This is a genomic window from Bradyrhizobium sp. Kon56 (assembly GCF_055807635.1).
The window spans coordinates 17,913-41,482 of the sequence record NZ_JBVVOU010000014.1 but is presented as its reverse complement, the minus strand read 5'-3'; the positions used below and the strand labels follow the sequence as shown (position 1 = coordinate 41,482).

24 protein-coding genes are annotated in these 23,570 nt (G+C 65.3%); 11 read left to right on the top strand and 13 right to left on the bottom strand.

The features are described 5' to 3' along the window. Positions 1–87 precede the first annotated feature (87 nt). The 3 genes from AC0L3B_RS22070 to AC0L3B_RS22060 all read right to left on the bottom strand — a co-directional run bounded on the left by AC0L3B_RS22070 (position 88) and on the right by AC0L3B_RS22060 (position 4,210). Entirely contained in the window at positions 88–1,113 is a 1,026-nt protein-coding gene (locus AC0L3B_RS22070) for a histone deacetylase family protein (RefSeq protein ID WP_018455686.1), read from the bottom strand. Between the two features lie 126 nt (positions 1,114–1,239). Continuing rightward, complete coding sequence (locus AC0L3B_RS22065; protein WP_026233001.1) at positions 1,240–2,181, bottom strand: SMP-30/gluconolactonase/LRE family protein; 942 nt, start codon at positions 2,179–2,181, stop codon at positions 1,240–1,242. Further along, on the bottom strand, positions 2,138–4,210 hold the full coding sequence (locus AC0L3B_RS22060; protein ID WP_473381031.1) for a PQQ-dependent sugar dehydrogenase: 2,073 nt from the start codon (positions 4,208–4,210) through the stop codon (positions 2,138–2,140). Before AC0L3B_RS22060 ends, AC0L3B_RS22065 begins: the two co-directional genes overlap by 44 nt. Before the next feature lie 206 nt (positions 4,211–4,416). Between AC0L3B_RS22060 and AC0L3B_RS22055 the strand changes: the two genes are divergently transcribed. From AC0L3B_RS22055 to AC0L3B_RS22045, 3 genes are all read left to right on the top strand, one after another. Beyond that, complete coding sequence (locus AC0L3B_RS22055; RefSeq protein WP_007606355.1) at positions 4,417–4,650, top strand: DUF6894 family protein; 234 nt, start codon at positions 4,417–4,419, stop codon at positions 4,648–4,650. Positions 4,651–4,659: 9 nt separating this feature from the next. Further along, a complete protein-coding gene (locus AC0L3B_RS22050; protein ID WP_018455689.1) occupies positions 4,660–4,836 on the top strand; it encodes a hypothetical protein in 177 nt (58 codons plus the stop codon). Positions 4,837–5,063: 227 nt separating this feature from the next. Beyond that, on the top strand, positions 5,064–6,653 hold the full coding sequence (locus AC0L3B_RS22045; RefSeq protein WP_456652717.1) for a gamma-glutamyltransferase family protein: 1,590 nt from the start codon (positions 5,064–5,066) through the stop codon (positions 6,651–6,653). A gap of 2 nt (positions 6,654–6,655) precedes the next feature. Here AC0L3B_RS22045 and AC0L3B_RS22040 read toward each other — a convergent pair whose 3' ends face one another. Genes AC0L3B_RS22040 through AC0L3B_RS22025 form a run of 4 tightly spaced genes read right to left on the bottom strand, consistent with a single transcriptional unit; the run spans position 6,656 to position 10,125 of the window. Then, the gene (locus AC0L3B_RS22040; RefSeq protein ID WP_247410374.1) at positions 6,656–7,942 is read right to left on the bottom strand and encodes an NAD(P)/FAD-dependent oxidoreductase; all 1,287 of its coding nucleotides are present in this window, start codon (positions 7,940–7,942) and stop codon (positions 6,656–6,658) included. Positions 7,943–7,954: 12 nt separating this feature from the next. After that, entirely contained in the window at positions 7,955–8,686 is a 732-nt protein-coding gene (locus AC0L3B_RS22035) for an amino acid ABC transporter ATP-binding protein (RefSeq protein WP_377827909.1), read from the bottom strand. Further along, positions 8,683–9,336, bottom strand: coding sequence for an amino acid ABC transporter permease (locus AC0L3B_RS22030; RefSeq protein ID WP_018455693.1), 654 nt, complete (start codon positions 9,334–9,336; stop codon positions 8,683–8,685). The genes AC0L3B_RS22035 and AC0L3B_RS22030 overlap by 4 nt, the downstream gene beginning before the upstream one ends. 30 nt (positions 9,337–9,366) lie before the next feature. Then, entirely contained in the window at positions 9,367–10,125 is a 759-nt protein-coding gene (locus AC0L3B_RS22025; RefSeq protein WP_018455694.1) for an ABC transporter substrate-binding protein, read from the bottom strand. A 180-nt stretch (positions 10,126–10,305) separates the two neighbouring features. Here AC0L3B_RS22025 and AC0L3B_RS22020 point away from each other — a divergent pair, with 180 nt between their 5' ends. After that, positions 10,306–10,962: a helix-turn-helix domain-containing protein gene (locus AC0L3B_RS22020; protein WP_018455696.1), complete on the top strand. Its 657-nt coding sequence runs from the start codon at positions 10,306–10,308 to the stop codon at positions 10,960–10,962. A 106-nt stretch (positions 10,963–11,068) separates the two neighbouring features. On the opposite strand, the gene AC0L3B_RS22015 is transcribed toward AC0L3B_RS22020, so the two are convergent. Both AC0L3B_RS22015 and aptA read right to left on the bottom strand, forming a co-directional pair. After that, the gene (locus tag AC0L3B_RS22015; protein WP_247372446.1) at positions 11,069–12,334 is read right to left on the bottom strand and encodes a D-amino acid dehydrogenase; all 1,266 of its coding nucleotides are present in this window, start codon (positions 12,332–12,334) and stop codon (positions 11,069–11,071) included. Positions 12,335–12,403: 69 nt separating this feature from the next. Continuing rightward, positions 12,404–13,732, bottom strand: a complete 1,329-nt coding sequence (gene aptA / locus AC0L3B_RS22010; protein ID WP_085350327.1) for an omega-aminotransferase AptA — start codon at positions 13,730–13,732, stop codon at positions 12,404–12,406. Between the two features lie 149 nt (positions 13,733–13,881). On the opposite strand from aptA, the gene AC0L3B_RS22005 reads away from it, so the two are divergent. Together AC0L3B_RS22005 and AC0L3B_RS22000 are read left to right on the top strand one after the other, a co-directional pair. After that, entirely contained in the window at positions 13,882–14,430 is a 549-nt protein-coding gene (locus AC0L3B_RS22005; RefSeq protein WP_007600574.1) for a cupin domain-containing protein, read from the top strand. 140 nt (positions 14,431–14,570) lie between these two features. Beyond that, positions 14,571–14,723, top strand: coding sequence for a hypothetical protein (locus tag AC0L3B_RS22000; protein WP_018455699.1), 153 nt, complete (start codon positions 14,571–14,573; stop codon positions 14,721–14,723). Positions 14,724–14,765: 42 nt separating this feature from the next. On the opposite strand, the gene AC0L3B_RS21995 is transcribed toward AC0L3B_RS22000, so the two are convergent. Genes AC0L3B_RS21995 through AC0L3B_RS21985 form a run of 3 tightly spaced genes read right to left on the bottom strand, consistent with a single transcriptional unit; the run spans position 14,766 to position 18,563 of the window. Continuing rightward, complete coding sequence (locus tag AC0L3B_RS21995) at positions 14,766–17,021, bottom strand: xanthine dehydrogenase family protein molybdopterin-binding subunit (protein ID WP_085357880.1); 2,256 nt, start codon at positions 17,019–17,021, stop codon at positions 14,766–14,768. Continuing rightward, complete coding sequence (locus AC0L3B_RS21990) at positions 17,008–18,069, bottom strand: FAD binding domain-containing protein (RefSeq protein WP_085357878.1); 1,062 nt, start codon at positions 18,067–18,069, stop codon at positions 17,008–17,010. Before AC0L3B_RS21990 ends, AC0L3B_RS21995 begins: the two co-directional genes overlap by 14 nt. After that, a complete protein-coding gene (locus AC0L3B_RS21985) occupies positions 18,066–18,563 on the bottom strand; it encodes a (2Fe-2S)-binding protein (protein WP_085357876.1) in 498 nt (165 codons plus the stop codon). The genes AC0L3B_RS21990 and AC0L3B_RS21985 overlap by 4 nt, the downstream gene beginning before the upstream one ends. A 242-nt stretch (positions 18,564–18,805) precedes the next feature. Between AC0L3B_RS21985 and AC0L3B_RS21980 the strand changes: the two genes are divergently transcribed. Further along, positions 18,806–19,447, top strand: a complete 642-nt coding sequence (locus AC0L3B_RS21980; protein WP_377830634.1) for a TetR/AcrR family transcriptional regulator — start codon at positions 18,806–18,808, stop codon at positions 19,445–19,447. 53 nt (positions 19,448–19,500) lie between these two features. Next, positions 19,501–19,908, top strand: a complete 408-nt coding sequence (locus tag AC0L3B_RS21975) for a DUF4864 domain-containing protein (protein ID WP_473381030.1) — start codon at positions 19,501–19,503, stop codon at positions 19,906–19,908. Here AC0L3B_RS21975 and AC0L3B_RS21970 read toward each other — a convergent pair. Next, a complete protein-coding gene (locus AC0L3B_RS21970; protein ID WP_026233006.1) occupies positions 19,905–21,170 on the bottom strand; it encodes an MFS transporter in 1,266 nt (421 codons plus the stop codon). The two genes, AC0L3B_RS21975 and AC0L3B_RS21970, sit on opposite strands and share 4 nt — an antisense overlap. 176 nt (positions 21,171–21,346) lie before the next feature. On the opposite strand from AC0L3B_RS21970, the gene AC0L3B_RS21965 reads away from it, so the two are divergent. The 3 genes from AC0L3B_RS21965 to AC0L3B_RS21955 all read left to right on the top strand — a co-directional run bounded on the left by AC0L3B_RS21965 (position 21,347) and on the right by AC0L3B_RS21955 (position 23,564). Continuing rightward, positions 21,347–21,769 carry a hypothetical protein gene (locus AC0L3B_RS21965; protein WP_473381029.1) on the top strand — a complete coding sequence of 141 codons (423 nt, stop codon included), beginning with the start codon at positions 21,347–21,349 and terminating at the stop codon, positions 21,767–21,769. Positions 21,770–21,848: 79 nt separating this feature from the next. Then, on the top strand, positions 21,849–22,133 hold the full coding sequence (locus tag AC0L3B_RS21960; protein WP_018455708.1) for a hypothetical protein: 285 nt from the start codon (positions 21,849–21,851) through the stop codon (positions 22,131–22,133). Positions 22,134–22,142: 9 nt separating this feature from the next. Next, complete coding sequence (locus AC0L3B_RS21955) at positions 22,143–23,564, top strand: TolC family protein (RefSeq protein WP_473381028.1); 1,422 nt, start codon at positions 22,143–22,145, stop codon at positions 23,562–23,564. Positions 23,565–23,570 lie beyond the last annotated feature (6 nt).

Here is a 23,570-nt window from a genome sequence, read left to right as displayed (position 1 = left end):
ACATCGTCATTGCGAGCGTAGCGAAGCAATCCAGAGTCCCTCCGCGGAAATCGCAATGACGGAGAATGATGGGCTACTCAGCGAGAATCAGCGCGCCTCTTCGAAGCCGGCCAGCACCGAGGTCAGGTTCGCGCCGAGGATGTCCGAGAGGTAGCCGCCCTCCTGCACGAACACGGTCGGCAGGCCCATCTTCGCGATGGCCTGTCCGATGCGGCGGAAGCCCGGCGTGGTGACGGCGAGACCCTTGAGCGGATCGTGCTCGGAGGCGTCGAGGCCGAGCGCGATGACGAGGGCGCCGGGCGCAAAGGACTCGATCGCCTTGCGCGCGACGTCCATCGCCTGGATGTAGCCGTCATCGCCGGTGCCGATCGCCAGGGGAATGTTGAGATTTGTGCCAAGGCCGGGACCTTCGCCGCGCTCATGCGCATAGCCCCACACGTAAGGATAATACGCGACGGGATCGGCATGGATCGAGACCGTGTAGACATCCGGCCGCGCGTAGAAGATTCCTTGCGTGCCGTTGCCGTGATGGACGTCGACGTCGAGGATCACGACACGCTCGTGCCTCTGCCGCAGATGCGCCGCCGCGATCCCGCTGTTGTTGAGGAAGCAGAAGCCGCCGGCCATGTCGCGATAGGCGTGATGGCCGGGCGGCCGGCAGAGCGCATAGGTCGCATCCTCGCCGTCCATCACCATCTGTGCCGCGGTGACCGCGACGTCGGTCGCAGCGCAGGCCGCAGCCCAGGTGCCCGGGCCGATCGGCGCCGCGGTGTCGGCGGTGTGCCAGCCGAGCTTGCCGGTGATATGGGTGGGATAAGTCGCGGCATGGCGCACCGGATGGATATTGCCGATCATCTCCGGGCCGGAATCGCCGAGCGCGGTCCAGGCCTCCCAGGCCTCGCTCAGGAACGACAGATATTCCGGACTGTGGATGCGCGCACGCGGTCCCTGCCCGAATGTGGTCGGCTCGACCAGTTGATGCTTGCCGTCCTTGAGCCCTTTGAGCAGGCGGTCGGCACGTTCGGGCTGCTCGGTGGTGCGCTTGACCACACCGCGAACCAGGAAGAATTGCGGATCGTGGCTGCGATGCAGCTCGGTATGGACGGCTTTCACTCGAACACTCCGTGGTCGCTTTGAGGGTGCCACAGATGTCTAAATCCCCGCGGCGGCGAGATGCAAGCAAGAAGAATGCCGCCCCTGTCGCACCGCCCTGCGCCGGAAGCAGATCCCTCGTGAAGCTCAGCAGCGCCCGCGCTGAAGGCAGTGCTCGCGGCCCTGCTGGTCGGTGCGGAAGGACTCGACGAAGCCGCCCTGACGCTGAGTGACGAAGATCGTCTTGCCGTCGTGGCCTCCGAAGGCGAGGTTGGTCGGCTCCTTGGCTCTCAGCGTGATCTCCCGCTCCACCGCGCCATTGGCCTTCATCAACGTGATCGTGCCCTTGAGGATGCGCGCAACATACAGGCGGCCAGCGATGTCGGTGCGCAGGCCGTCGACAGTGTCGGGCTGAAATGCCTTGACGAGTCTTGGACTGGTGAGCTCGTTGCCGGCGACCGTATAGGACCAGATCTGACCGCTGCTGGATTCCCCGACATAGAGCGTCTTGTCATCAGGGCTGAGATCTATGCCGTTGGTCGTGCCCATCGCGCGCGGCGCCGACATCAGCTGTCCCTGCACCGTTCCGTCGGCTCCCTTCGCGATGCGCCAGATGTGGCCTTCGCGACCTTTCCAGTTCGGATCGCTCGCGTAGATCGTGCCGTCGCGGGCGATGGTGATGTCGTTGGGCTGGTTCATCTCGTCGGAGTGAAACCAGATGGCGGGCTCGGTCGATCCCTTCGGGATCGCGAAGATGTTGTGCTTCTTGTAGTCGGCGATGAACATGGTGCCGTCGCGCGCGAAGCGGATGGCATTGCCGACGCTGCCCTCGGGCAGCGCCGTGAACGGCTCGGACGCCGTGCCGCCGACGGGCAGCTTGCCGATGGTGCCGGGCTTGCCGAAATTGACGACGAAGAGATTGCCGTCGAGATCGGCGGCCGGCCCTTCGATGCCGAACGTGTATTCGCCTGATGGCGTCACCTGCACGCTTTCGAACAGTTTCGTTTCCGCTCGGGCCGGTGCCGTCGCAAGGACGAGAACAACGCTACTGCACAGGCACCAGAAATTCCTGCCGGATGTAATAGCCATCGCCGTCGCTGCACTCGCCATTCAGATAGGCATCGGCCGGTCGGAAGAAGCGGCTGAAACCGGGTTTGTCTACAGCATTCCTTTGTGTCACGACGACGACCTTGGCAGCCGGTATTTCGCCGCATTCCTTGTTCGTTTTGCCAAAGAACTTGCGCTGCGGCGGGCCGGACTTGATCCGCATCCGGATGCCTGGAACCATTCTTGACACCAGCAGATCCGCCGTGTCGAGCAGGCGCGTGTAACCGGGTTCGGCCTTCGGCAGGCCGTCGCCACCCGGCGGCATCAGTTTCTTCGCGCCCAACCCACGAAGCCGCGTGCGCAACTTTCCGGAATCGGGATCACCAGGATAGATCCAGCCATCCTGCGACAGCATGAAGCGAAGCACCGTCGCGTCCTTCTGAGCGTCCGATAGGCCCGGCTTCAGGCCGAAATCCGAGTGACAGCCGACGCAGTGCTTTTCGACGAGGCCCTTGCGCAAATTGGTGAGCCGGACGCTGTTCTGCGCGTCCCTGGCCACGAAGACCGCCAGTTGCTCGATCAGCGCCTGTCTACGCACGTCGCAGGGCAGCGGCGACGGCGCATCGCCCGCGGCGCGGTCGATCCGGATCACGGTCTGGTTCTTGTCCTCGACCAGCCAGATTGCGCCGTCCTCCGCGACCGTCATGCCGACCGGCGCACCTTGCGGCCGCGCGCCGTTGACGCGGTGCCAGCCTGCGATCAGCTCCTCGAACGGCGCGGCGGCGACGGCGCCGGCCTCGGTCTGAAAGCTGTGGGTCGGATCGGCCGCGCAACTGACATGATAGCGTACCGGCGCCGGGGCGGGCTTCGGGAAGCCGTGATCGTCGACGTCATAGACGATGACGCGGCTGCCGGTCGGGCGATAGCCATGCAGGCCGACCAGCAGCTTGCCCTCGAGCTCCGGAAATTTCGCGCCGCGATAATAGAGCATCGCGAGCGGCGCGCCGTGCGGCGGCAGCAGCGAGAACGGCGCCTTGTAGAGAGCGTTGGCGGTGCACAGCGATTTGTAGACCCCCGACCGCAATACGATCCTGAATTCGAGACTCGGCGTCGACAAATCGTAGCAATAGGGCCAGCCGTAATGCCTGCCCTGCTCGATCGCGTTGATCTCCTCGTTCGGCTTGAAAATGTCAGGCAGGTCGCGGCCGTTCTCGCCTTGCAGGAAGGCATAGCCCGCATCAGGGAAGTTCGGATGCAGCGCCAGCGCCATCGAGTTGCGCAGGCCGCGCGCATAGACACCGTGCGGCGGGTCGGGTTCGCCAGGCTTCAACGCCGGGAAGATACCGCCCGGGGGCGGCGTGAACAGCCAGATCGACGCCATTGCGGAAACGCCCTCGGCCGCCGCGCAAGGTCTCGTGATCGGCGCCGGCGTGATGCAGTCGTCGCTGTGCGAGCCGACATTGACGAACAGCCGGCCGTTCTTATCAAAGACAAACTGCTTGAATGGATGCGCGCTCTCGTCGAGCTTTTTGCCGTCGGGCAATGTGATCCGGCGGCCGGGCATGTGACGGACGACGGTCTCGACCGTGTCGCGCGGATTGTCGGCGAGCGGATCGAACCGGAAGATCGTCTCCGCGCTCGAGGCATAGAGCTTCTTGTCCGGGCCGATCGCGAGGCCGAACGGATATTCGATTGCAGTCAGCAACTCCTTGAACCGCTGTCCCTGGGGTGCCCGCGGGTCGAGCAACAGCAGCCGGCCATCGGTATGGCCCCAGCCCGCCATGTCGGCGACCACGAACAGGTCACGACCGGGCACCTGGATGATCGAGCGCGGGAATTTCAGCCGATCCTCCTCGCTGGCGACGAGGCCAGCGCAAAATCCCGCCTTCATGTCGATCTGGATTCTGGGAAAGGCGAGATCGGCGCTGCCGCAGCTCTCCGTGCCGATCGCATAGCCGCTCTTGCGGACCGGTTCTGATGAGCCTACCGAGGCGAGGGTCAGGAGGACCACCAAGGCGCCCGTGCATGCGCGCAGGCTTCGGCTTTCACGCCAAAATGTGAGGTGGTTCACGGCGCCTCCCGGACGTTCCGTCCAGGGTTGTTCCATGCCGCGGGAACGCCGTCCAGTTGATCAACACCCCCTTGTGATCAAACCAGCAGGGGGCTTGGCGCCGACCAATCTCCGTAGATTCCCTTACCGGGCTCGACCCGAATGTTTCGCGAAGGCTTGGAATGGTATCGGTTTGCCGTCCCAATCGCTCCCAATAGGAGACGCATATGGTCCAGGTCTATTTTCACTGCTCCAACTTGGACGGCACGCTGATCGATCGCAGCGGCACAGCCGTGACCAACCTGACCGAGGCGCGCGACCGTGCCGCCCAGATCATGAACGCGATGATCCTGACGCCCGGCGCTGAGGATTGGCGCGACTGGGTAATCCATGTCAGCGGCTCCGACGGCGAGGAGATCTTCGACCTCCCCTTCACTGCCATGCTCGGCAAGCCGCACTGAGGTGATGCCATGTTGCTCGCGTCACTGACCCTGCTCCGCCAGCCCCTGAACTTCATCGCCAGCAAATGGCTGACGCTGATCCGGATCGCGGGCAATCCCTACCGCCCCGAGCTCCACTACATGCGCGGGCCTGGCCCGAAATGGCACGCCAGGTATCAGGCCAGCCGGCTGGATCGCGCGCGCTGAGCCCTGCGGCTTCCGCTTCCCACTGATCGGTCTCATAACTCGTCATGCCCGGGCCTGTCCCGGGCTTTCTCGTCTTGGCATCTACGTCTTGCCGACTGCGCCACCCCCGCTGTTACACACCAGCCATGCCGCGTCGCCCTTTCGATGTTCTCGATGGGGGCGATGTGCCATTCTTCGCGGAGCTCAGCGCAACGAAGCCAAACCGAAGACAGCACACAGACATCATCATGCCGCACCAGTTCAGCCACACCCAAACCGTCCGCAAGCCCGCCGTCACATCCAAAGGCGGCATCGTCGCCGCGCAATCGCGGCGGGCGGCCGAAGTGGGGGCGCAAGTGCTGGCGGCGGGCGGCGACTGTGTGGACGCGATCGTCGCCACCACCTTCGCGCTTAACGTGCTGGAGCCCTGGAACAGCGGCATGGGCGGCGGCGGCGCGATGGTGCTCTACCGTGCCGCGGAAAATCTCTACGAGGTGATCGACTACGGCATGTGCGCGCCGCAAAGCCTGCGCGCCGCCGACTATCCGCTCAGCGGCGAAGGCGCGGCTTCCGACCTGTTTCCCTGGCAGCGGGTGAAGGACGACCGCAACATCCACGGCCCCGGCTCGATCGCCGTGCCCGGCGTCGTCGCCGGCATGGAGGAGGCGCATCGCCGTCACGCCAGGCTGCCGTGGAACGATCTGGTCGCGCCGGCCGTCGCCCTCGCCGGCGAAGGCCTGCTGGTCGATTGGTGGACCACGCTGACGATCGCGGCATCGGCGTCCGATCTTCGGCGCTATCCCGCGAGCGCGACAACGTTCCTGAAGGACGGCCTCCCGCCGAGCGCGCCGTGGGGCATCAAGTCCGAGACGCGGCTGCCGCTGGACACGCTGAAGGCGACACTGGCGCACCTCGCCGACGCCGGTCCGCGCGATTTCTACCAGGGCGACCTCGCCAGGAGCATCGCGTCCGACATCAAGGCTGACGGCGGCGCGCTATCGGTGGAGGACCTCGCCGCGTTCCGAGCCCATCTGCGCGATCCGCTGGCGATCCCCTATCGTGGCGGCAACGTGTTTGCGACGCCGGAACTCACAGCCGGACCGACAATGGCGCATGCGCTGCGCCTGTTGCAGCAGAACCTGAAGCCGGGAAGCGCGCCCGACGCGGCCGCCTATGCCGAATATGCCGCCGCGCTGCAATCGGCCTATCGCGAGCGGCTCAAGGATATGGGCGATGCCGACGGCAAGCGCTCGCTCGGCGCGGAATATCTGGCGCCCGCCTGCACCACGCACTTCTCCGTGGTCGACCGCCACGGCAACATCGCGGCGGTGACGCAGACGCTGCTGTCGTCCTTCGGCTCGAAATACGTCACGCCGCACACCGGCATCGCCATGAACAACGGCATCATGTGGTTCGACCCGAAGCCAGGCACCACCAACTCGCTCGCCTCTGGCAAGCGCTGTCTCACCAACTACACGCCCGTCATCGCCGAGGCCAAGGACGGCAGACGGCTCGCGGTCGGTGCCTCCGGCGGTCGCCGCATCCTCCCGTCGGTGATGCAGATCGTGTCGTTTGCGATGGATTTTGGCATGGATCTCGATGCCGCAATCCATCAACCGCGCATCGACGCCAGCGAAGGCGCGATCGTGATCGGCGATACCAGGTTGCCGGCGGACACACGCGAGACGCTCGCGGCGCGATTCGACTATGAGGAAGCGCGGGTGCAGTCCTTGCCGCAGAAGTTCGCCTGCCCGAGCGTCGTGATGCGCGACGGCGACACCAATTCCGGCGCGGTCGAGATCTTCCAGCCCTGGGCCGACGCGGTGGCGGAGGGCTGAGCCTAGATCCCCAGCCGGTCGCGCAGGCGACCAGCGATCACTGCCGTCGTCACGCCGACCGGCCAGAAGGCATGCATCGGGATCGGCTTGATGCCGGTGACGGGCATGTCGAGCTCGGCCTTGGCGCCGCCGATCAGACGCCGCGCGAGCTGCGCGCCCATCGCGGTCGAGAGCGCGACGCCGCGACCGTTGCAGCCGAGCGAGATCAGGATGTTGTCCGCGGGCTCGTGCACGTGCGGGTAATGATCCGCGGTGATGGCGAGCCGGCTGTTCCAGCCATGGGTCCAGGCCACGCCCTTGAGCTGCGGCCATAGCCGTTCGGCGTATCGCATGAGATAGGCGACGTCGCGCGGCGAACTGATCCAGCGCATCGGGCCGCGGCCCCCCATCAAGAGGCGGTTCTGCTGATCGATGCGGTAATAGACGGTGATGTGGCCGCTCTCGTAAAGGACGGGACGCGTCGGCATGATCGAACGGGCCACGTCGTCAGAGAGCGGGGCCGTGGCCGCGATCGAGGAAAACACCGGCACGATGGTGCGGCGAAGCGCCGGCCAGAGATCGTCGGTAAAACCGTTGGTCGCGAGCAGCACCTTGTCGGCATGCACCACCGCGCGCGGCGTCTCGATGCGCCAGCGGCTGCCCTCGCGACGGAGTGATAGTGCGGGTGTTTCGCCGTGCACCTTCGCGCCTGCCGAGATTGCAGCACGCGCGAGACCACGGGCGTAGCTGAGCGGATGCAGATCGCCGCCGCGCGCATCCAGCATGGCGCCGATATAGCGATCCGTGCCGGTCATCCCGCGCAATTGCTCGCGATTGAGATACGACACCGGCATGCCGCGGGCGATACACTGTTGTGCGGTTTTCTCGATGGCGGCCGCGCTGGCCTCGTTATAGGCCGCGCGCAACGTACCGTTCTGCCGCGCTTCGCACGGGATCTGGTAACGGCGGATCAGATCATGCGTAAAATTCGTGGTGCCGTAGGAGAAGTCGATCATGCGGCGGCCGAGCTCAGCGCCGAAATCGGCCTCGATCTGATCGGGGTCGTGCTTCAGTCCCGGATTGGTGTGGCCGCCATTATTGCCGGATGCGCCCCAGCCCGGCTCCTGCGCCTCCAGCACCAGTGCCTCGACACCCTGCTCCGCCAGGTGCAACGCCGTGGACAGGCCGGTGTAGCCGCCGCCGACGATCGCGACCGAGACCGTCCTGTCGACGTCGAGCGGCGGCGTAGTCGGCGGCACGACGGCGGTGTCGGCGTAGAGGGACGGCGGCAGAGGCAGGCGCGTGGTCATGGCGAAGACCGGTCAGAGCGGATGCAGCACGCGGCGCAAAAAGTCCTGCGTGCGCGGATGCTGGGGTTGATTGAGCAGCGACTTGGCCGGCCCCTGCTCGACGATGACGCCGCCGTCGATGAACAGCACGCGGTCGGCGACGTCGCGGGCAAAGCCCATCTCATGGGTGACGACGACCATGGTCATGCCGTCGTCGGCGAGCTTGCGCATCACGCCGAGAACGTCGCCGACCAATTCAGGATCGAGCGCCGAGGTCGGTTCGTCGAACAGGATGGCCTTGGGCTGCATCGCCAGCGCCCGTGCGATCGCGACGCGCTGCTGCTGGCCGCCGGAGAGCTGGGGCGGATGCTCGTTGGCTTTCTCGGCAAGGCCCACCTGGGCGAGCAGCGCGCGGCCACGCTCGAATGCGGCAGCGCGTGGCTCCTGCTTCACATAGAGCGGACCTTCAACCACGTTCTCCAGCACCGTCCGGTGCGGAAACAGATTGAAGCGCTGGAACACCATCGAGACCTGGGTGCGGACTTTCACGATCGACGGCGCGTCGCGGTCGACCTTCAATCCCTCGACGCTGATCTCGCCGCGGTCGTAGCTTTCGAGACCGTTGATACAGCGCAAGATGGTGGACTTGCCGGAGCCGGAGGGGCCGACGATGCAGACCACCTCGCCTTTCTGCACGGACGCCGTGATGCCCTTGAGTACCTCGTTCTCGCCAAAGCTCTTGTGGACGTCGGTCAGCTCGATCATTTCTTGCCGGCCCGCTTCTCGAAGTGACGGACCAGCAGGATCAGCGGAATGCTCATGGTGAGATACATCAGCGCGACCAGCGTGAACACGTTGGTATTCTTGAAAGTCGAGGACGCGATCAGCTTGCCCTGAAGGGCAAGCTCGGCGACCGTGATGGTCGAGGCCTGCGAGGAATCCTTCAGCATCATGATCATGACGTTGCCGTAGGGCGGCAGCACGATCCGCACCGCCTGCGGCAGCACGACCCGGCGCATGGTCAGCCACCAGCCCATGCCGATCGATTGCGCCGCCTCGATCTGCCCTTTGTCGATGGCCTCGATGCCGGCGCGGAAATTCTCCGCCTGATAGGCCGAGTAGGCGATGCCGAGCCCGAGGATCGCGGCCTGCAACGCGGACAGGGTAACGCCGAGATCGGGCATCACGAAATAGAGGTAGAACAACAGCACGATGATCGGAATGCCGCGGATCACGTTGATCAGGCTGGCGCTGAGCAGCGACAGGACGCGGATGCCGGAGACCCGCATCATCGCCCAGACGAGGCCAAGAACCGTCGAAAGCAGCAGCGAGCCGATGGTGACGACGATCGTCAGCGCGACGCCGCTCATCAGGATCGGGAAGAATTCGGCCGCGTCGTGCCAGAAGCCTTTCATCGATCAGCTTTCATCGATGGCCTCTGCCGATCAACCCTGTGCCTTCAGACCCCATTTATCGAGGATCTTGTCGATGGTGCCGTTGGCCTTCAGCTTGGCGAGCGAAGCGTTGATCTTGCCGAGCAGCGCGGCCTCGCCCTTGCGCACGCCGATGCCCACCGAACCGACGGTGACGGGCTTGTAGCCATCGACCAGGCGCACCTCGGGGAAGCCGCCCTGCTTCAGATTGTAGGCGAGGATCGGATAGTCGGCGTAACCGGCCTTGAGGCGGCCGGTGTTCACGTCGCGCAGGATGTCGGGGATGGTGTCGTAGGCCTTGACATCGGCGAACAGGCCGGACTTCTTCAGCGCGTCGACGAAGGCGGTGCCGACCTGAGCGCCGACCGTCTCGCCCTTCAGATCGTCCTGGGTGGCGTAGGCCTTGGTGTCGCTCTTGGGGACCACGAGGCCTTCGCCATAGGTGTAGATCGGGTCGGAGAAGTCGACGACCTCCTTGCGCGGCGCTGTGATGAACATCGCGGCCGCGATGATGTCGATCTTGCTTGATGTCAGCGACGGGATCAGGGCCGAGAACTGCATCGGCTCGATCTGCACGTTGAAGCCGGCATCCTTGCCCACTTCAGTGACGAGATCGACCATGATGCCCTGGATGCTATTGGTCTTGGTGTCGAGGAAGGTGAAGGGAATGCCTGTCGGCGTCGAGCCGACCTTCAGCACTTGCTGCGCCGAGGCCGGCGCTGCTGCGGCAATCGCGAGTGCCGCGAGCGCGGCCAGACCAAAACGCTTCATCGCATCCCCCTTGGGCCCGACCGATGGCGGCGCTCGCAAACCTCGTCATCGCAGACGTTGCGGGCAAAGCCGTTTCGGCCTATTTTCACCAATATGAAAATTTGGTCACACTTCTGCGGCCGATGCAAGTGGTTTTCATGCACATGAAGGAAGCGGTTTGACGTGAGCGGTGGCAAGAGAATGCACAGGCCGGCCGCCGCAAAGCCGGTGAAGAAGGTGAAGGTGAAAGCCTCCGCCCGGGCTATCGCCAAAGCGGCCGAGCCGGCGATGGATGTTGCGGTCGGCCGCCGCATCCGCGATCTCAGGCGCATCAGGCAATTCTCGCTCGAGACGGTTGCCTCGCGCACGGAGCTGTCGATCGGTTTCCTCAGCCAGATCGAGCGCGGACTGTCGTCGCCGTCGCTGCGCGTGCTGGCCACGCTCGCCGACGTGCTCGGCGTCGGCATCGCCGCGCTGTTCGGCGCCAGCCCGAACGCCGACGGTGCACCAGATCAGGTGGTCACGCGCGGACTGCAGCGGCCCGAGCTGAAGCTCTGGCGCACCGGCGTGTCCAAGCAGTTGCTGAGCCCCGCCAGCCCCGACAACCGGCTCAACCTGTTCCTGGTGCATCTGGAGCCGGGCGGCTCCACCGGTGACGAGCTCTACACCCATGACGGCGAGGAAGCCGGCCTCGTTCTCGAAGGCGAGATGATGCTGACGGTGGACAGCGAGACGTGGTCGCTGAAGACGGGCGACAGTTTTCGGTTTGCAAGCCGTCGGCCGCACCGGTTTTCAAATCCAGCCAATGACGCGAAGGCGGTGGTGCTGTGGGTGAATTGCGTGACGGGGACGGCGTAGCGCAGCCGTCATTGCCAGCGAAGCGAAGCAATCCACATTCTCACCGCAGAGACACTCTGGATTGCTTCGTCGCGAGAGCTCCTCGCAATGACGGGAGGATAGAGTCTTAGCCAAACCGGTACTTGTACCGGTCCACTGTCAGCGCACTCACATCAATGTCCGGCTTTTTGCCTGACAGCATGTCGGCGAGCACGCGGCCGGAGCCGCAGGACATGGTCCAGCCTAGCGTGCCATGGCCGGTGTTGAGGTGAAGGTTGGCGTATTGCGTCGGGCCGATCACGGGCGGGCCGTCCGGCGTCATCGGGCGCAGGCCGCTCCAGAACGTCGCCTTGGAGAGATCGCCGCCTCGCGGGAACAGATCGGTCAGCGAGTGATCGAGCGTGGCGCGCCGCGCACCATAGAGCTGGCTCGAGAAGCCGGAGATTTCGGCGGTGCCGCCGACGCGGATGCGATTGCCGAGGCGCGTGATGGCGACTTTATAGCTCTCGTCCATCACCGTCGATTCCGGCGCGCCGGAAGCGTCCTTGATCGGTACCGTGATCGAATAACCCTTCACGGGATAGACTGGCAGCGAAATATCGAGCGGCGCGACCAGCCGCGACGACCAGCTTCCGAGCGCGAGCACGTAAGCGTCTGCCTGCAACATCCCAGCGCTGGTCGCGACGCCGCTGACGCGCGCCCCGTCGGTGACGATGCGGTCGATGCCGGTATTGAACATGAAGCGCACGCCGAGCGCTTCGGCATGCTTGGCCAGTGCCTGCGTGAACATGTGGCAGTCGCCGGTCTCGTCCTGCGGCAAGCGTAGTCCGCCCGCGACCTTCTCTTTCACGCCCGCCAGAGCCGGCTCGGCCGCGATGCAGCCCTCGCGGCTCAACACCTCGAACGGCACGCCGTATTGCTTGAGCACGGCGATGTCCTCACCGGTGCCGTCGAGCTGGGCCTGGTAGCGAAACAGCTGCAGCGTGCCCTGCGAGCGCTCGTCATACTGGATGCCGATGTCGCGGCGCAGGTCGCGCAGGCAATCGCGGCTGTATTCCGCGATCGGAATCATCCGGCTCTTGTTGATCGCGTAGCGTTCGCTGGTGCAGTTGCGCAGCATCTTGAGCAGCCAGACCCACATCACGGGATCGAGCTTCGGCCGGATCACCAGCGGGCCGTGCTTCATCAGCAGCCATTTGACCGCCTTCACCGGGACGCCGGGACCGGCCCAGGGCGAGGAATAGCCGGGCGACACTTCGCCGGCATTGGCAAAGGAGGTCTCGAGCGCCGGTTCGGGCTGACGGTCGACAACCGTCACCTCATGGCCGGCACGCGCGAGGTAGTAGGCAGAGGTGACACCGATGACACCGCTGCCGAGGATCAGAACTTTCACGCTTGGTCAAACTCCCGCGGCATCACGCTCGCCGCTGCAAGAGGAACTCGGCAACGGCGAGAGCAATTATCAGGCCACCCGCTTGATGGCATCGCCGAGGATCGACACGATATCGTCGATGTGGCTCTTCTCGACGATGAGCGGAGGCGACAGCGCAAAGCTATCGCCGCTCATGCGGAAGTACAGCCCGCGATTGAAGCAGTCGACCATGACGTCGTAGCCACGCACGCCGACGGTGCCGTCACGCGGCGACAGCTCGACCGCGCCCATCAGGCCGCAATTGCGGATATCGACGACGTTGGGCAGGCCCTTCAGCGAATGCAGCGCGTCGCGCCAGTATTCAGAGATCGAAGCACCGCGCGTCAGCAGGCCTTCATCCTTGTAGATGTCGAGCGTCGCGATGCCCGCGGCGCAGGCGACCGGGTGCGCCGAATAGGTGTAGCCGTGGAACAGCTCCATCGCGTTCTCCGGGCCGACCATCAGGCCGTCGTGAACCTTGCGGCTCGCAAACACGGCGCCGCAGGGAACGGTGCCGTTGGTGATGCCCTTGGCCGTCGTCATCATGTCAGGCGTGACGCCGAAGAAGTTGGCGGCGAACGGCGTGCCGAGGCGGCCGAAGCCGGTGATGACCTCGTCGAAGATCAGGAGAATACCGTGCTTATCGCAGATGTCGCGCAGGCGCTGGAGATAGCCCTTCGGCGGCGGCAACACCGCGGTCGATCCGGGCACTGGCTCGACGATGACGGCGGCGATGGTCTCGGCGCCATGCAGGGCCACCAACCGCTCGAGATCATCGGCGAGCTCGGCGCCATGCTCGGGCTGATCCTTGGCGAAGGCGTTGCGGGTGAGATCGTGGGTGTGACGGATGTGGTCGACGCCCGGCAGCAGGGTCGCGAAGGCGCGGCGGTTGGCGACCATGCCGCCGACCGAGGTGCCGCCGAAGCCGACGCCGTGATAGCCGCGCTCGCGGCCGATCAGACGGGTGCGGCTCGCCTGGCCGTTGGCGCGGTGATAGGCGAGCGCGATCTTCAGCGCGGTGTCGACCGACTCGGAGCCGGAATTGGTGAAGAAGATGCGATCGAGGCCCTTCGGCGCGATCTCGGCCAGACGCTCGGCGAAGTCGAATGCCAGCGGATGGCCCATCTGGAACGACGGTGCGAAATCCAGCGTCATCAGCTGGCGCTCGACGGCGGCGGCGATCTGCTTGCGGCCGTGGCCGGCATTGACGCACCAGAGGCCGGCGGAGGCGTCGATCACCTTGCGGCCGTCGACGGTGGTGTAGTGCATGCCCTCGGCCGAGGAGAACAGGCGCGGCGCCTTCTTGAATTGCCGGTTGGCCGTGAACGGCATCCAGAACGAGTCGGTCTTGATGGTGTTCGGAATCTGATGAAGGGTCACGGGCCACGCTCCTTTGCTGACCTGCTACCAGAGGCACGGCTTGAAAAGCGCAACAAGTCCTTTTCTGAGAGGCTGCAAGCCATTGATTTAACTGGGGCTGCCGGTCCATATTTGCGCGATCCGCAACACCTGCAACACGGGACAGGGACATGAGCGTCGATATCGGTGGACGGCTGCGATTCATCCGGGCGCGCCAGAAGCTGTCGCAGCGCGAACTCGCCAAGCGCGCCGGCGTCACCAATTCGACGATCTCGCTGATCGAATCCAACCAGATGAACCCGTCGGTCGGCGCCCTCAAGCGCATCCTCGACGGCATTCCGATGGGGCTCGCCGAATTCTTCGCGCTGGAGCCGGAGAGCCGGCGCAAGATATTTTACCGCGGCGAAGAGCTGACCGAGGTCGGCAAGAAGCCGATCTCCTATCGGCAGATCGGCGACAATCTGTTCGGTCGCAGCCTGCAGATTCTGAAGGAGCGCTACGAGCCCGGCAGCGACACCGGGCGCGTTCACCTCGTCCATGACGGCGAGGAAGGCGGCATCGTGATCTCGGGAAAGCTCGAAGTCACCGTCGAGGACGAGCGCCGCATCCTCAATCCGGGCGATGCCTATTACTTCGAGAGCCGGCGTCCGCATCGCTTCCGCTGCGTCGGCGGCAAGCCGTGCGAGGTGATCTCGGCCTGCACACCGCCGACATTTTGAAGTTATCCGCGATCCTACGGAGCCACCGGTATCTTACGGAGCTTGAGCCATCTCAATTTCCGCAGCCTGATCCTCTATATATTTCGAGCCATAGCCAAGCAGCCTCCGCTTTCCGGAGCCGCTTCGTAACAGGGCTCGCTATGAAGATCACGCTCGCAAATGCAGAGGCCGCACTCGATGAAGTGCAGCGCGACAACGACAAGCTCCATTCGGAGGAGCTGCGCAAGGCCATCGCGAACTACATCGAGTCGCAGCGAGAAGCGCTCAAGGCTCTTCGCAAGAAGCTGCACTAGCAGGCGGAGAGCGAGACGGCCTCGCCCGCCGCTGCTTAAAGGCTACGTCAGCAACTCCTCGATCCGGATCGGGAAACGGCGGACACGGACGCCCGTCGCATGCCACACCGCGTTGGCAACCGCGCCCGCACTGCCGGTGATGCCGATCTCGCCGACACCCTTGATACCGAGCGCGTTCACGTGCGGGTCGTGCTCATCGACCGTGATCACGTCGAGCGGCGGCACGTCGGCATTCACCGGGATATGGTACTCGCCGAGATTGGCGTTCATGATCCGGCCCGTGCGGCGGTCGGTGATGGCTTCCTCGTGCAACGCGAAGGACAGGCCCCAGATCATGCCACCGAACAGCTGGCTCTGCACCATACGCGGGTTGACGATGCGTCCCGCGGCGAAAGCGCCGACCATGCGGGTGACGCGGACCTGGCCGAGCTCGGGATCGACCTTCACCTCCGCGAACACCGCGCCATGGGCATGCATCGCATACTCCTCCATTGCCGCCGGATTCGGCGCGCCGGTGCCACGCGCCTCGACCTCGGCCACGCCTGCGCGCGCGAGAATCTCGGCGTAGCTTTCGCCGCGGCTCTCGTCGTCGCGCCGGATCAACCTGCCATCGCGCGCGATCACCCCGGCATTGCCGGCGCCAAACAGCGGCGAGCGCTCATCGTTGGTGGCGAGATCGGCGAGTTTTGCAATCACGGCGGCGCCTGCGCTGTGGATCGCGGCACCCGCGGTTGCCGTGTGTGCCGAGCCGCCGGCGATGCCGGCATCGGGCAGGTCGGATGAACCCGCCTTGAACTCGACGCGGTCGATATCAAGCCCCAGTTCGTCGGCCGCAATCTGCGCCAGCGCCGTCCAGGCGCCCTGCCCCATGTCATGCGCGCCGATTTCCATGGCGCCGGAGCCGTCGCGGCGAAGCACTGCGCGTGCCTCGGCCTGGAACATCAGCGCCGGGAACGTCGCGGTGCCCATGCCCCAGCCGACCAGAAGGCCATCGTCGTCGCGCATCTGCCGCGGCTGGAGCGATCGCTTCGCCCAGCCGAAGCGCGCCGCTCCCTGCTCGTAGCAGGCGCGCAATGCCTTGGACGAGAACGGCTTGCCGGTGATGGGCTCAACCTCGGCATAGTTCTTCAGACGAAAGGCGAGCGGATCGATGCCGCAAGCCCACGCCATCTCGTCGATCGCGCTCTCTAGCGCGATCGAGCCGGTGGCCTCGCCGGGCGCGCGCATGAACAACGGCGTGCCGGTGTTGACGCGCACGGCATCATGCGAGGTGCGGATCGCGGGCGCCGCATAGAGCGTGTGCGAGGCATCAGCCGCGGGTTCGTAGAAATCGTCGAACGTGCTCGACACGGTCCTCGCATGGTGATCGAGCGCGGTCAGGCGCCCCTCGCCATCTGTGCCGATGCGCAGCCGCTGCCGCGTCGGCGCGCGATGGCCGACCGGGCCGTACATCTGCTCACGGCGCAGCACCAGCTTGACCGGTTTGCCGACGAGCTTTGCCGCCATAATGCCGAGCACCGGAGGGCCGGCCATGAGCCCCTTCGAGCCGAACCCGCCGCCGAGGAACGGGCTGCGGATGTGGATCTTGTCGTGTGCGATGCCGAACAATTCGGCAACGCGCGCCAGCGACAGCATGAGACCCTGGGTCGGCATGTCGATGTGCAGACTGTCGCCGTTCCAGGCAGCCACGATCGCATGCGGCTCCATTGCGTTGTGATATTGCGGCGGCGTTTCGTAGATCGCGTCGATCCGCTTGTCGGCGGAGGCAAGCCCCGCCTCGACATCGCCGCGGTGATTTTCCGTGGGGTTGCCGACACCGACGACCGGCGGCACGAAGCTTTCACCCGCATCGAGGCCGATGAGCGCGGGCAGCGTCTCGTAGCGCGGCGCCAGCAGCGCCGCGCCTTCCGTCGCAGCCTCCAGCGTCTCGGCGATCACGACGGCGATCGGCTGGTTGGCGTAGCGGACCTCATTGCTCTGCAACACCTCCATCCGGAACACGAAGGGGTTGGTCTTGATCTCGGGATCGATCGCGAGCCCAGGCTTGTGGTCTGGCGTCATGACATCGACGACGCCGGGGTGGCGCTTGGCAGCGGCGACATCGAGCGAAGTCACGCGGCCGCGCGAAATGCTGGCGACGGCCATCACCGCAAACAGCATGCCGGGCGGATGATTGTCGGCGGCGTAGGTTGCCTGGCCCTTGACCTTGAGGACGCCGTCGCGGCGGGTCAGCGGCTGGCCGATGTTCGAGCCATGGCGCAGATGGGCGGGTGCGCTGGTGAGATTAAGCTCGGGCATGAATGGCTCCGGACGTCGAGGCAAAGGGAGAGGCCGGCAGCGCGGGGATGCGCACGGGCGTACCGGCGGCGGCGAGGCTCAGCGCGCGCACGACAATCCGGCGCGCGAGCTCGATCTTGAAGGCGTTGTCGCCCGACGGTCTTGCGTCGGCGAGCGCGCGCGAGGCGGCTTCCTGGAAAGCGTCCACCGTGGGCGCGACGTTCCTGAGCACGTCCTCTCCAGCGCGGGCGCGCCAGGGCTTTGCCGCGACGCCGCCGAGCGCAAGCCGCGCCTCCACGATCTTGTCGTTCTCGATCCGCAGCGCAGCCGCAGCCGAGACGACGGCAAACGCGTAGGACGTTCGATCGCGGACCTTAAGATAGCGCGCATGCGCGGCAAAGCCCCGCGCCGCAGGCGGCAGGCGCACCGCGACGATGAGATCACCCGGTTCGAGCGCCGATTCACGCTCGGGCGTATCGCCGGGCAGGCGATGCAATTCGTCGAGCGCGATCTCGCGCCGCCCGTTCCTGCCCTCAATCTCGACGATGGCGTCGAGCGCAACCAGCGGCACGCAGAAGTCGGACGGATGCGTGGCGATGCAGTTTTCGCTCCAGCCGAGCACGGCGTGGGTGCGGTTCTCGCCGTCGCGAGCGTCGCAGCCGCTGCCGGCCTCGCGCTTATTGCAGCGACTTGCGGTGTCGTAGAAATAGGCACAGCGCGTCCGTTGCAGTAGATTGCCGCCCGCGGTCGCGGCATTGCGCAGTTGCGCCGATGCGCCGGAGAGCAGCGCTTCGGCGACGGCCGGATAGGCCTTGGCAAAGTCTGCGTCATGCGCAAGATCGGCGTTGCTCACCAGTGCGCCGATGCGGATACCACCGTCGGCAAGGCGCTCGACCCGATCGAGTCCGTCGAGATGGGTAACGTCGACCAGACGATCCGGACGGCTGACGCCGCCCTTCATCAGATCGAGCAGATTGGTGCCGGCGGCGAGATAGACCGCGCCCGGCTGCGTCGCGGCCGCGACGGCTTCGGCGACCGTGGCCGGCCTGACGTAATCAAATTGCTTCATGCGGAGCGCCTCTGATTGGATTCGTCCATGCCGGCCTGCGCGTCGAGCACGGCATCGACGATACCGGCATAGGCGCCGCAGCGGCACAGATTGCCGCTCATGCATTCGCGAATGCGCTCGGGATCGTTGCCGGCCTGCGCCTCGCTCATCATGCCGATGGCGCTCATGATCTGGCCGGGCGTGCAGAAGCCGCACTGAAATCCGTCATGGGCGATGAAAGCGGCCTGCACGGGGTGAAGCTGGTCGCCGCGCGCCACGCCCTCGATGGTGAGAATGTCGGCGCCGTCATGACTGATGGCCAGCGCGAGACAGGAGTTGATGCGCTTGCCGTCGACGAGAATGGTGCAGGCGCCGCATTGGCCACGGTCGCATCCCTTCTTGGTTCCGGTCAGGTGGAGGCGCTCACGCAGGAGATCGAGCAGCGTGACGCGCGGATCGTCGAGGACGAAGTCGCGCCGCGCACCGTTCACGGTGAGGCTGATGGAGAGGTTCATACAAGGCTCCGATCAGGAATAGACATGAGTGATCGCGCAGCGCGCCACCGCCGTGGCCGCCGTCGATTCCGCGCCGCCCGAACATGATCCGAGCCAAACGTCTTCAGCGAAGATACGGAGGTAGCCTCCGCTTAACAAGGGCCGGCGGGAAATATTTGGAATTCGTCAAAAGCCCGTGCGCATCAACGCGATGCAGCCCCACAAGGGTTCAATCTAACCAATTCGTGATCTACATTGCCTGGATGGACGAGCACACCGACCGGACCCGCAAGCCCCGCGCCGATGCCGTGCGCAATCGCGAGCGCGTGCTCGAGGCGGCCAAGGCCGTGTTCAACGCGGGTGGTCCGGAGGCGAGCCTGGAGGCGGTGGCAAAACGCGCCGGTGTCGGCATCGGCACGCTCTATCGGCATTTCCCGACCCGCGAGGATTTGTTCGAGGCGGTGTACCGGCGCGAGGTCGAGCAGCTCAGCGAGCTCGCCGAGCAGTTGAAGAACGCCAGTGACCCGGTCGACGCGCTCAGGCGCTGGCTGCGCTCAGGAGTCGAATTCGTTGCCACCAAGAAGGGCATGGTGGCAGCCCTGGCACTCGCGGTGCAGAGCGGGTCGGAGTTGCATGCCTTTTCCTTTGAGCGCCTGACCAAGGCGATCGGCTCGCTGCTCGATCGCGCAGCCGCGGCCGGCGCGATGCGCGCGGACATCAGTCCCGAGGACTTGCTGCGCGCGTTCTTCGGCATGTGCTACATGCACGACCAGCCCGGCTGGCAATCCTCGGTGCTGCGGATGCTCGACGTGTTCGTCGACGGTTTGCGGGTGCAGCCTGTCGTGAAAGCCGGGGTACGCGCGGCCGCAAAGCCCGCGAAGCCGGCTGCAAAGCGGAAGCGATAGCCCGCGAGATGTGCTAGGATCGGCGCCGCCGGGATTTCAACGCGGAGCCTGTCATGCGCATCGCCGCCTTGCTGGTCTTTCTCAGTGTCGCCTTCGGTCCCATCTCAGCGCGCGCCGACGATGTCGCGACGGCACAGAGTATCATCCGCGCCCAGGAGCAGGCATTCGGCCGCGACGACGCGCGCGGGGCCTATTCCTACGCCGCTCCTGCGATCCAGGAGATCTTCCCGACGCCCGACATCTTCATGTCCATGGTGCAAAACGGCTACCCGCCGGTGTACCGGCACAAGAGCTTTGAATTTGGCGGCAGCAAGAGCGAGGGCAGCCGGATTGCCCAGCACGTCCATATCATCGATGCCAATGGCGAGGCCTGGGAAGCGCTCTACACGCTGGAGCAGCAACCGGACGGCAGCTACAAGATCACGGGTTGTTCGTTGCTGAAGGCGGGACAGGCAGTCTAGGTCGCAAAACCCGGACCGGTCCTGACTGCATTGATCCGCGAGCGGATCAGCAGCGTCAAGACGATGCCGATATTGAGCGCGTTCCACGCCACGCCGTTGGCGAACGCCGCGGCGTAGGAACCTGTCGCGTCGAAGATGACGCCCGAGACCCAGCCGCCGAAGGACATGCCGAACACGGACGCGAAGATCACGATGCCGACGCGGGTTGCGGCCTCGCTCGCCGGCATCGCCTCGCGTACGATGATGGCATAGCTCGGCACGATGCCGCCCTGGAACAGGCCGAACATCGCTGAGATCAAATAGAGCGAGGTCAGGCCGTCGAAGAACAGATAGAACACGAGTGCGAAGCCTTGCGCCACCGCACCGATCAGCAGTGTGGGGATGCCGCCGATCTTGTCGGCGAGGTAGCCCGAGCCGATCCGGCTGACGATGCCGCAGGCCATCATCAGCGACAGCATCTCGGCGCCGCGCGCCACGCCATATCCGAGATCGCCGCAATAGGCGACGATATGCACCTGCGGCATTGCCATGGCGACGCAGCAGGAAATGCTGGCGATCGAGAGCAGCACCGTCAGCGTGTTGGTCGAGAGCTTGAGGTCGACCCGCGGCGGCGCTGCATTGGCATGATCGTGAACCTTGTCGTCGCCCATCTGCGCGCGCAGGACCAGCACCAGGATGGTCATCAGGCTGACGCAGACGAGGCCGATGCCGATATGAGTGAAGCGCCAGCCGATCGTCTGCATGCCCGTGCTCACGAGCGGCGGCCACATCGTGCCGGCGACATAATTGCCGCTGGCGACGATCGTCACGGCCAGGCCGCGATAGCGCTCGAACCAGTGCGAGGCCTCCGCCATCAGCGGCGCAAAGGTCGCCGACGTGCCGAGCCCGATCAGGAAATACGCCGCCACGAACTGCCAGAGCTGGGTCGACAGACCCGCCAGCACATTGGCGACCCCGAGGAAGGCAATGCTGATCGCCATAGCCGCCACGATGCCGAAGCGGTCGGTGATCCTGCCGGCGATGACGCCGCCAAGCCCGAAACCGAACATCATCAGGGTGAAAGCCAGCGACACCGCGCCGCGCGTGGCGGAGAATTCGGCTTGCACCGCGGGAATCATGACGACGATCGCCCACATGCCGACGCCGCCGATCGAGCCGATCAGAAGCGCAATGACGAGGCGCATCCAGGCCTGACGCGAATCAGGGGTGAATGCTTCGGGTGTTTGTCCTGACTGATTTGGTGCGTGCACGGGCGGGACCATGGCCCGCGGATCACCACAGGGTCAACCATTGTGGCGCGATATTGGGCATGCACGGTGCACTGCGGTAAGATGGAGCTTGGCGAACGCGCGTTTTGTCATTATTTTGCAAATCAGCGCATGCAACACGGCGGCGCGGAGAGCATGTCGGCGGAATGTTGCTGCGATTGACACGATCGATGCGGATCAAGGTGGGGCGCTTCATTGCCTTCGCCTATCTGTTCTGCGTGATCGCGCCGGCCGCAAGCCTCGCCTGGGGTAGCGCTCCAGCACCGTGCCTCGACGACGCGCTTCTCGCCGACCGCGTGCCGGTGCATCACCAGATGCAGGCCGGCCACACGCATCACGGCGCCTCGCATGACCACGCCAGGCCGCATGCGCATCATCAGGGCGCCGCGCAGGACGCGCCCCCCACCCCTCATCATCACGGCGGCAAGGGTACGGCGGGACCGTGCTGCGCGATGATGTGCGTGAGCGCGCTGCCGGCCGACCTGCCCAGCGTCGCAAAGTCGCTTCAGCCGGTTTCCGCCTGCTCGCCCGAGATCGTGGCCAGCCTGCACAGCGCGGCGCCGCCCCTGCACTACCGCCCTCCGATCGCCTGATCTGACGCGCGACGACGTCAGGCCGAGCGCGCATCCGCGCGCGCGCACCTGTGGTCTCCAGACAGATCAGGGATGACTCATGCTTACGCTTTCCGGGGCGAAGTCCGCCGCTGCATCCGCGGCGCGGGGACGACACTTTCGATTCAATTGGCCGCTGCTGGCCGCGACGGCCTTGGCGTTGTCCGGCTGCATGCCGGCAACGATACAAGTCGCTGGCGCTGATCCTGCCGATCCCGCGGCCAAGATCGCGCGCGCCGGCTATCGTTCGACGATTGCGCCCTACACCAGCCTGCGGCCCGCGACGCCGGCACCATGGCGCGAGCGCAACGAGAGCGTCGCGCCGCAGCTCAAGCAAGACCGGTAGGAGCGCGCCATGACACATCGTCTCGCGCTAAGCCTGCTCGGTCTCACCTCGTTTGGACTTGCAGGCTGCGCCGCCTTCTCGCCCGACAGCGGCATGAAGGCCGTCTCGGAACTGACGAGCCAGACCATCAACAAGGATGTCGCCTTTGTGCGAACAACCGAAGGAGCCGGCGCGGTCGACGCGCGCGTTCGCCAGCTGCTGTCGCAAACACTCAGCATCGAGACCGCCGTGCAGATCGCACTGCTCAACAACAAGGGGCTTCAGGCCGCTTATAACGAGCTGGCGCTGGCCGAGACCGATCTCGTCGAGCAGAGCCTGCCGCCCAATCCCGTGTTCTCGGTCTCCCGGATCTCGGGCAACGGTGCCAGCGAAATCGAGCGTCAAATTGTCGGCGACATCCTCGCGCTCGCCACCCTGCCGTTCCGCTCGGAAATCGCCCGCGACCGTTTCCGCCAGGCGCAATTGCGCGCAAGCCTGGCGACGTTGCGGCTTGCCGCCGATGTCCGCCGCGCTTATTGGCGCGCCGTTGGCGGCAACGAGATGGTGGCGTTGCTGACGGATGCGAAGGCGACGGCGGAATCAACCGCGCAGCTCGCGGTCAAGCTCGGCGAAACTGGCTCGATCAACAAGCTCGATCAGGCCCGAGAACAGGTGTTTTACGCCGAAACCACCGCCGAGCTCGCCACCGCGCGACAGACGGCGACGAGCGCGCGCGAAAAGCTGGCGCGCCTGATGGGGCTGTGGGACGGCGGGCTCGACTTCCGGCTGCCCAATCAACTGCCGCCGCTGCCGCGCCGGCCGCAGGCTTTGCCGTCGATCGAAGCCGACGCGGTCGCCCATCGCATCGACCTGCAGATCGCGCGGCTCGAGCTGAGCGCGCTCGCAAAGTCGCTGAACCTCACGGAGGCGACGCGCTTCGTGACACTGCTCGATCTCGCCGGCATCTCCCGCCGCACCCGGGATCCGGAAGGCGCGCCGTTCCGCGAGCGCGGCTTCGACGTGCAGTTTCAGATCCCGATCTTCGACGGCGGAGAAGTGCGGGTGCGGCAGGCGGCGGAGACCTACAATTTCGCCTTCAACCGGCTGACCGAACGCGCCGTGAATGTACGCTCCGAGGCGCGCGATGCTTATCGGGTCTATCGCTCCGGCTACGACATCGCCAGCCACTATCAGCGCGAGATCATCCCCTTGCGAAAAATCATCACCGAGGAGATGCAGCTCCGCTTCTCCAGCATGCAGGTCGATATCTTCGCGCTGCTCACCGAGGCGCGGCAGCGGCTCGCGTCGCTGCGCGGTGCAATCGATGCCAGGCAAAGATTTTTCCTTGCCCAATCCGACTTGCAGACCGCCGTCAATGGCGGCGGCGCGCCTGCTGACGGCGACAATTCAACCACTCTCGCCGCGGCAGCGCCTGCCGATGGCGGTCACTGACATGGA

What these genes read in the sequence shown, in the direction of transcription:
- AC0L3B_RS21990 (WP_085357878.1), bottom strand. Translation starts at nt 18,069, where the DNA reads ATGAAGCAATTTGATTACGTCAGGCCGGCCACGGTCGCCGAAGCCGTC.
- AC0L3B_RS22055 (WP_007606355.1), top strand. Translation starts at nt 4,417, where the DNA reads ATGGTCCAGGTCTATTTTCACTGCTCCAACTTGGACGGCACGCTGATC.
- AC0L3B_RS22025 (WP_018455694.1), bottom strand. Translation starts at nt 10,125, where the DNA reads ATGAAGCGTTTTGGTCTGGCCGCGCTCGCGGCACTCGCGATTGCCGCA.
- AC0L3B_RS21980 (WP_377830634.1), top strand. Translation starts at nt 18,806, where the DNA reads ATGGACGAGCACACCGACCGGACCCGCAAGCCCCGCGCCGATGCCGTG.
- AC0L3B_RS22050 (WP_018455689.1), top strand. Translation starts at nt 4,660, where the DNA reads ATGTTGCTCGCGTCACTGACCCTGCTCCGCCAGCCCCTGAACTTCATC.
- AC0L3B_RS21960 (WP_018455708.1), top strand. Translation starts at nt 21,849, where the DNA reads ATGCTTACGCTTTCCGGGGCGAAGTCCGCCGCTGCATCCGCGGCGCGG.
- AC0L3B_RS21965 (WP_473381029.1), top strand. Translation starts at nt 21,347, where the DNA reads ATGCGGATCAAGGTGGGGCGCTTCATTGCCTTCGCCTATCTGTTCTGC.
- AC0L3B_RS22035 (WP_377827909.1), bottom strand. Translation starts at nt 8,686, where the DNA reads ATGATCGAGCTGACCGACGTCCACAAGAGCTTTGGCGAGAACGAGGTA.
- AC0L3B_RS22000 (WP_018455699.1), top strand. Translation starts at nt 14,571, where the DNA reads ATGAAGATCACGCTCGCAAATGCAGAGGCCGCACTCGATGAAGTGCAG.
- AC0L3B_RS22005 (WP_007600574.1), top strand. Translation starts at nt 13,882, where the DNA reads ATGAGCGTCGATATCGGTGGACGGCTGCGATTCATCCGGGCGCGCCAG.
- AC0L3B_RS21995 (WP_085357880.1), bottom strand. Translation starts at nt 17,021, where the DNA reads ATGCCCGAGCTTAATCTCACCAGCGCACCCGCCCATCTGCGCCATGGC.
- AC0L3B_RS22020 (WP_018455696.1), top strand. Translation starts at nt 10,306, where the DNA reads ATGCACAGGCCGGCCGCCGCAAAGCCGGTGAAGAAGGTGAAGGTGAAA.
- AC0L3B_RS22045 (WP_456652717.1), top strand. Translation starts at nt 5,064, where the DNA reads ATGCCGCACCAGTTCAGCCACACCCAAACCGTCCGCAAGCCCGCCGTC.
- AC0L3B_RS22065 (WP_026233001.1), bottom strand. Translation starts at nt 2,181, where the DNA reads ATGGCTATTACATCCGGCAGGAATTTCTGGTGCCTGTGCAGTAGCGTT.
- AC0L3B_RS21985 (WP_085357876.1), bottom strand. Translation starts at nt 18,563, where the DNA reads ATGAACCTCTCCATCAGCCTCACCGTGAACGGTGCGCGGCGCGACTTC.
- AC0L3B_RS22030 (WP_018455693.1), bottom strand. Translation starts at nt 9,336, where the DNA reads ATGAAAGGCTTCTGGCACGACGCGGCCGAATTCTTCCCGATCCTGATG.
- AC0L3B_RS21975 (WP_473381030.1), top strand. Translation starts at nt 19,501, where the DNA reads ATGCGCATCGCCGCCTTGCTGGTCTTTCTCAGTGTCGCCTTCGGTCCC.
- AC0L3B_RS21970 (WP_026233006.1), bottom strand. Translation starts at nt 21,170, where the DNA reads ATGGTCCCGCCCGTGCACGCACCAAATCAGTCAGGACAAACACCCGAA.
- AC0L3B_RS21955 (WP_473381028.1), top strand. Translation starts at nt 22,143, where the DNA reads ATGACACATCGTCTCGCGCTAAGCCTGCTCGGTCTCACCTCGTTTGGA.
- AC0L3B_RS22040 (WP_247410374.1), bottom strand. Translation starts at nt 7,942, where the DNA reads ATGACCACGCGCCTGCCTCTGCCGCCGTCCCTCTACGCCGACACCGCC.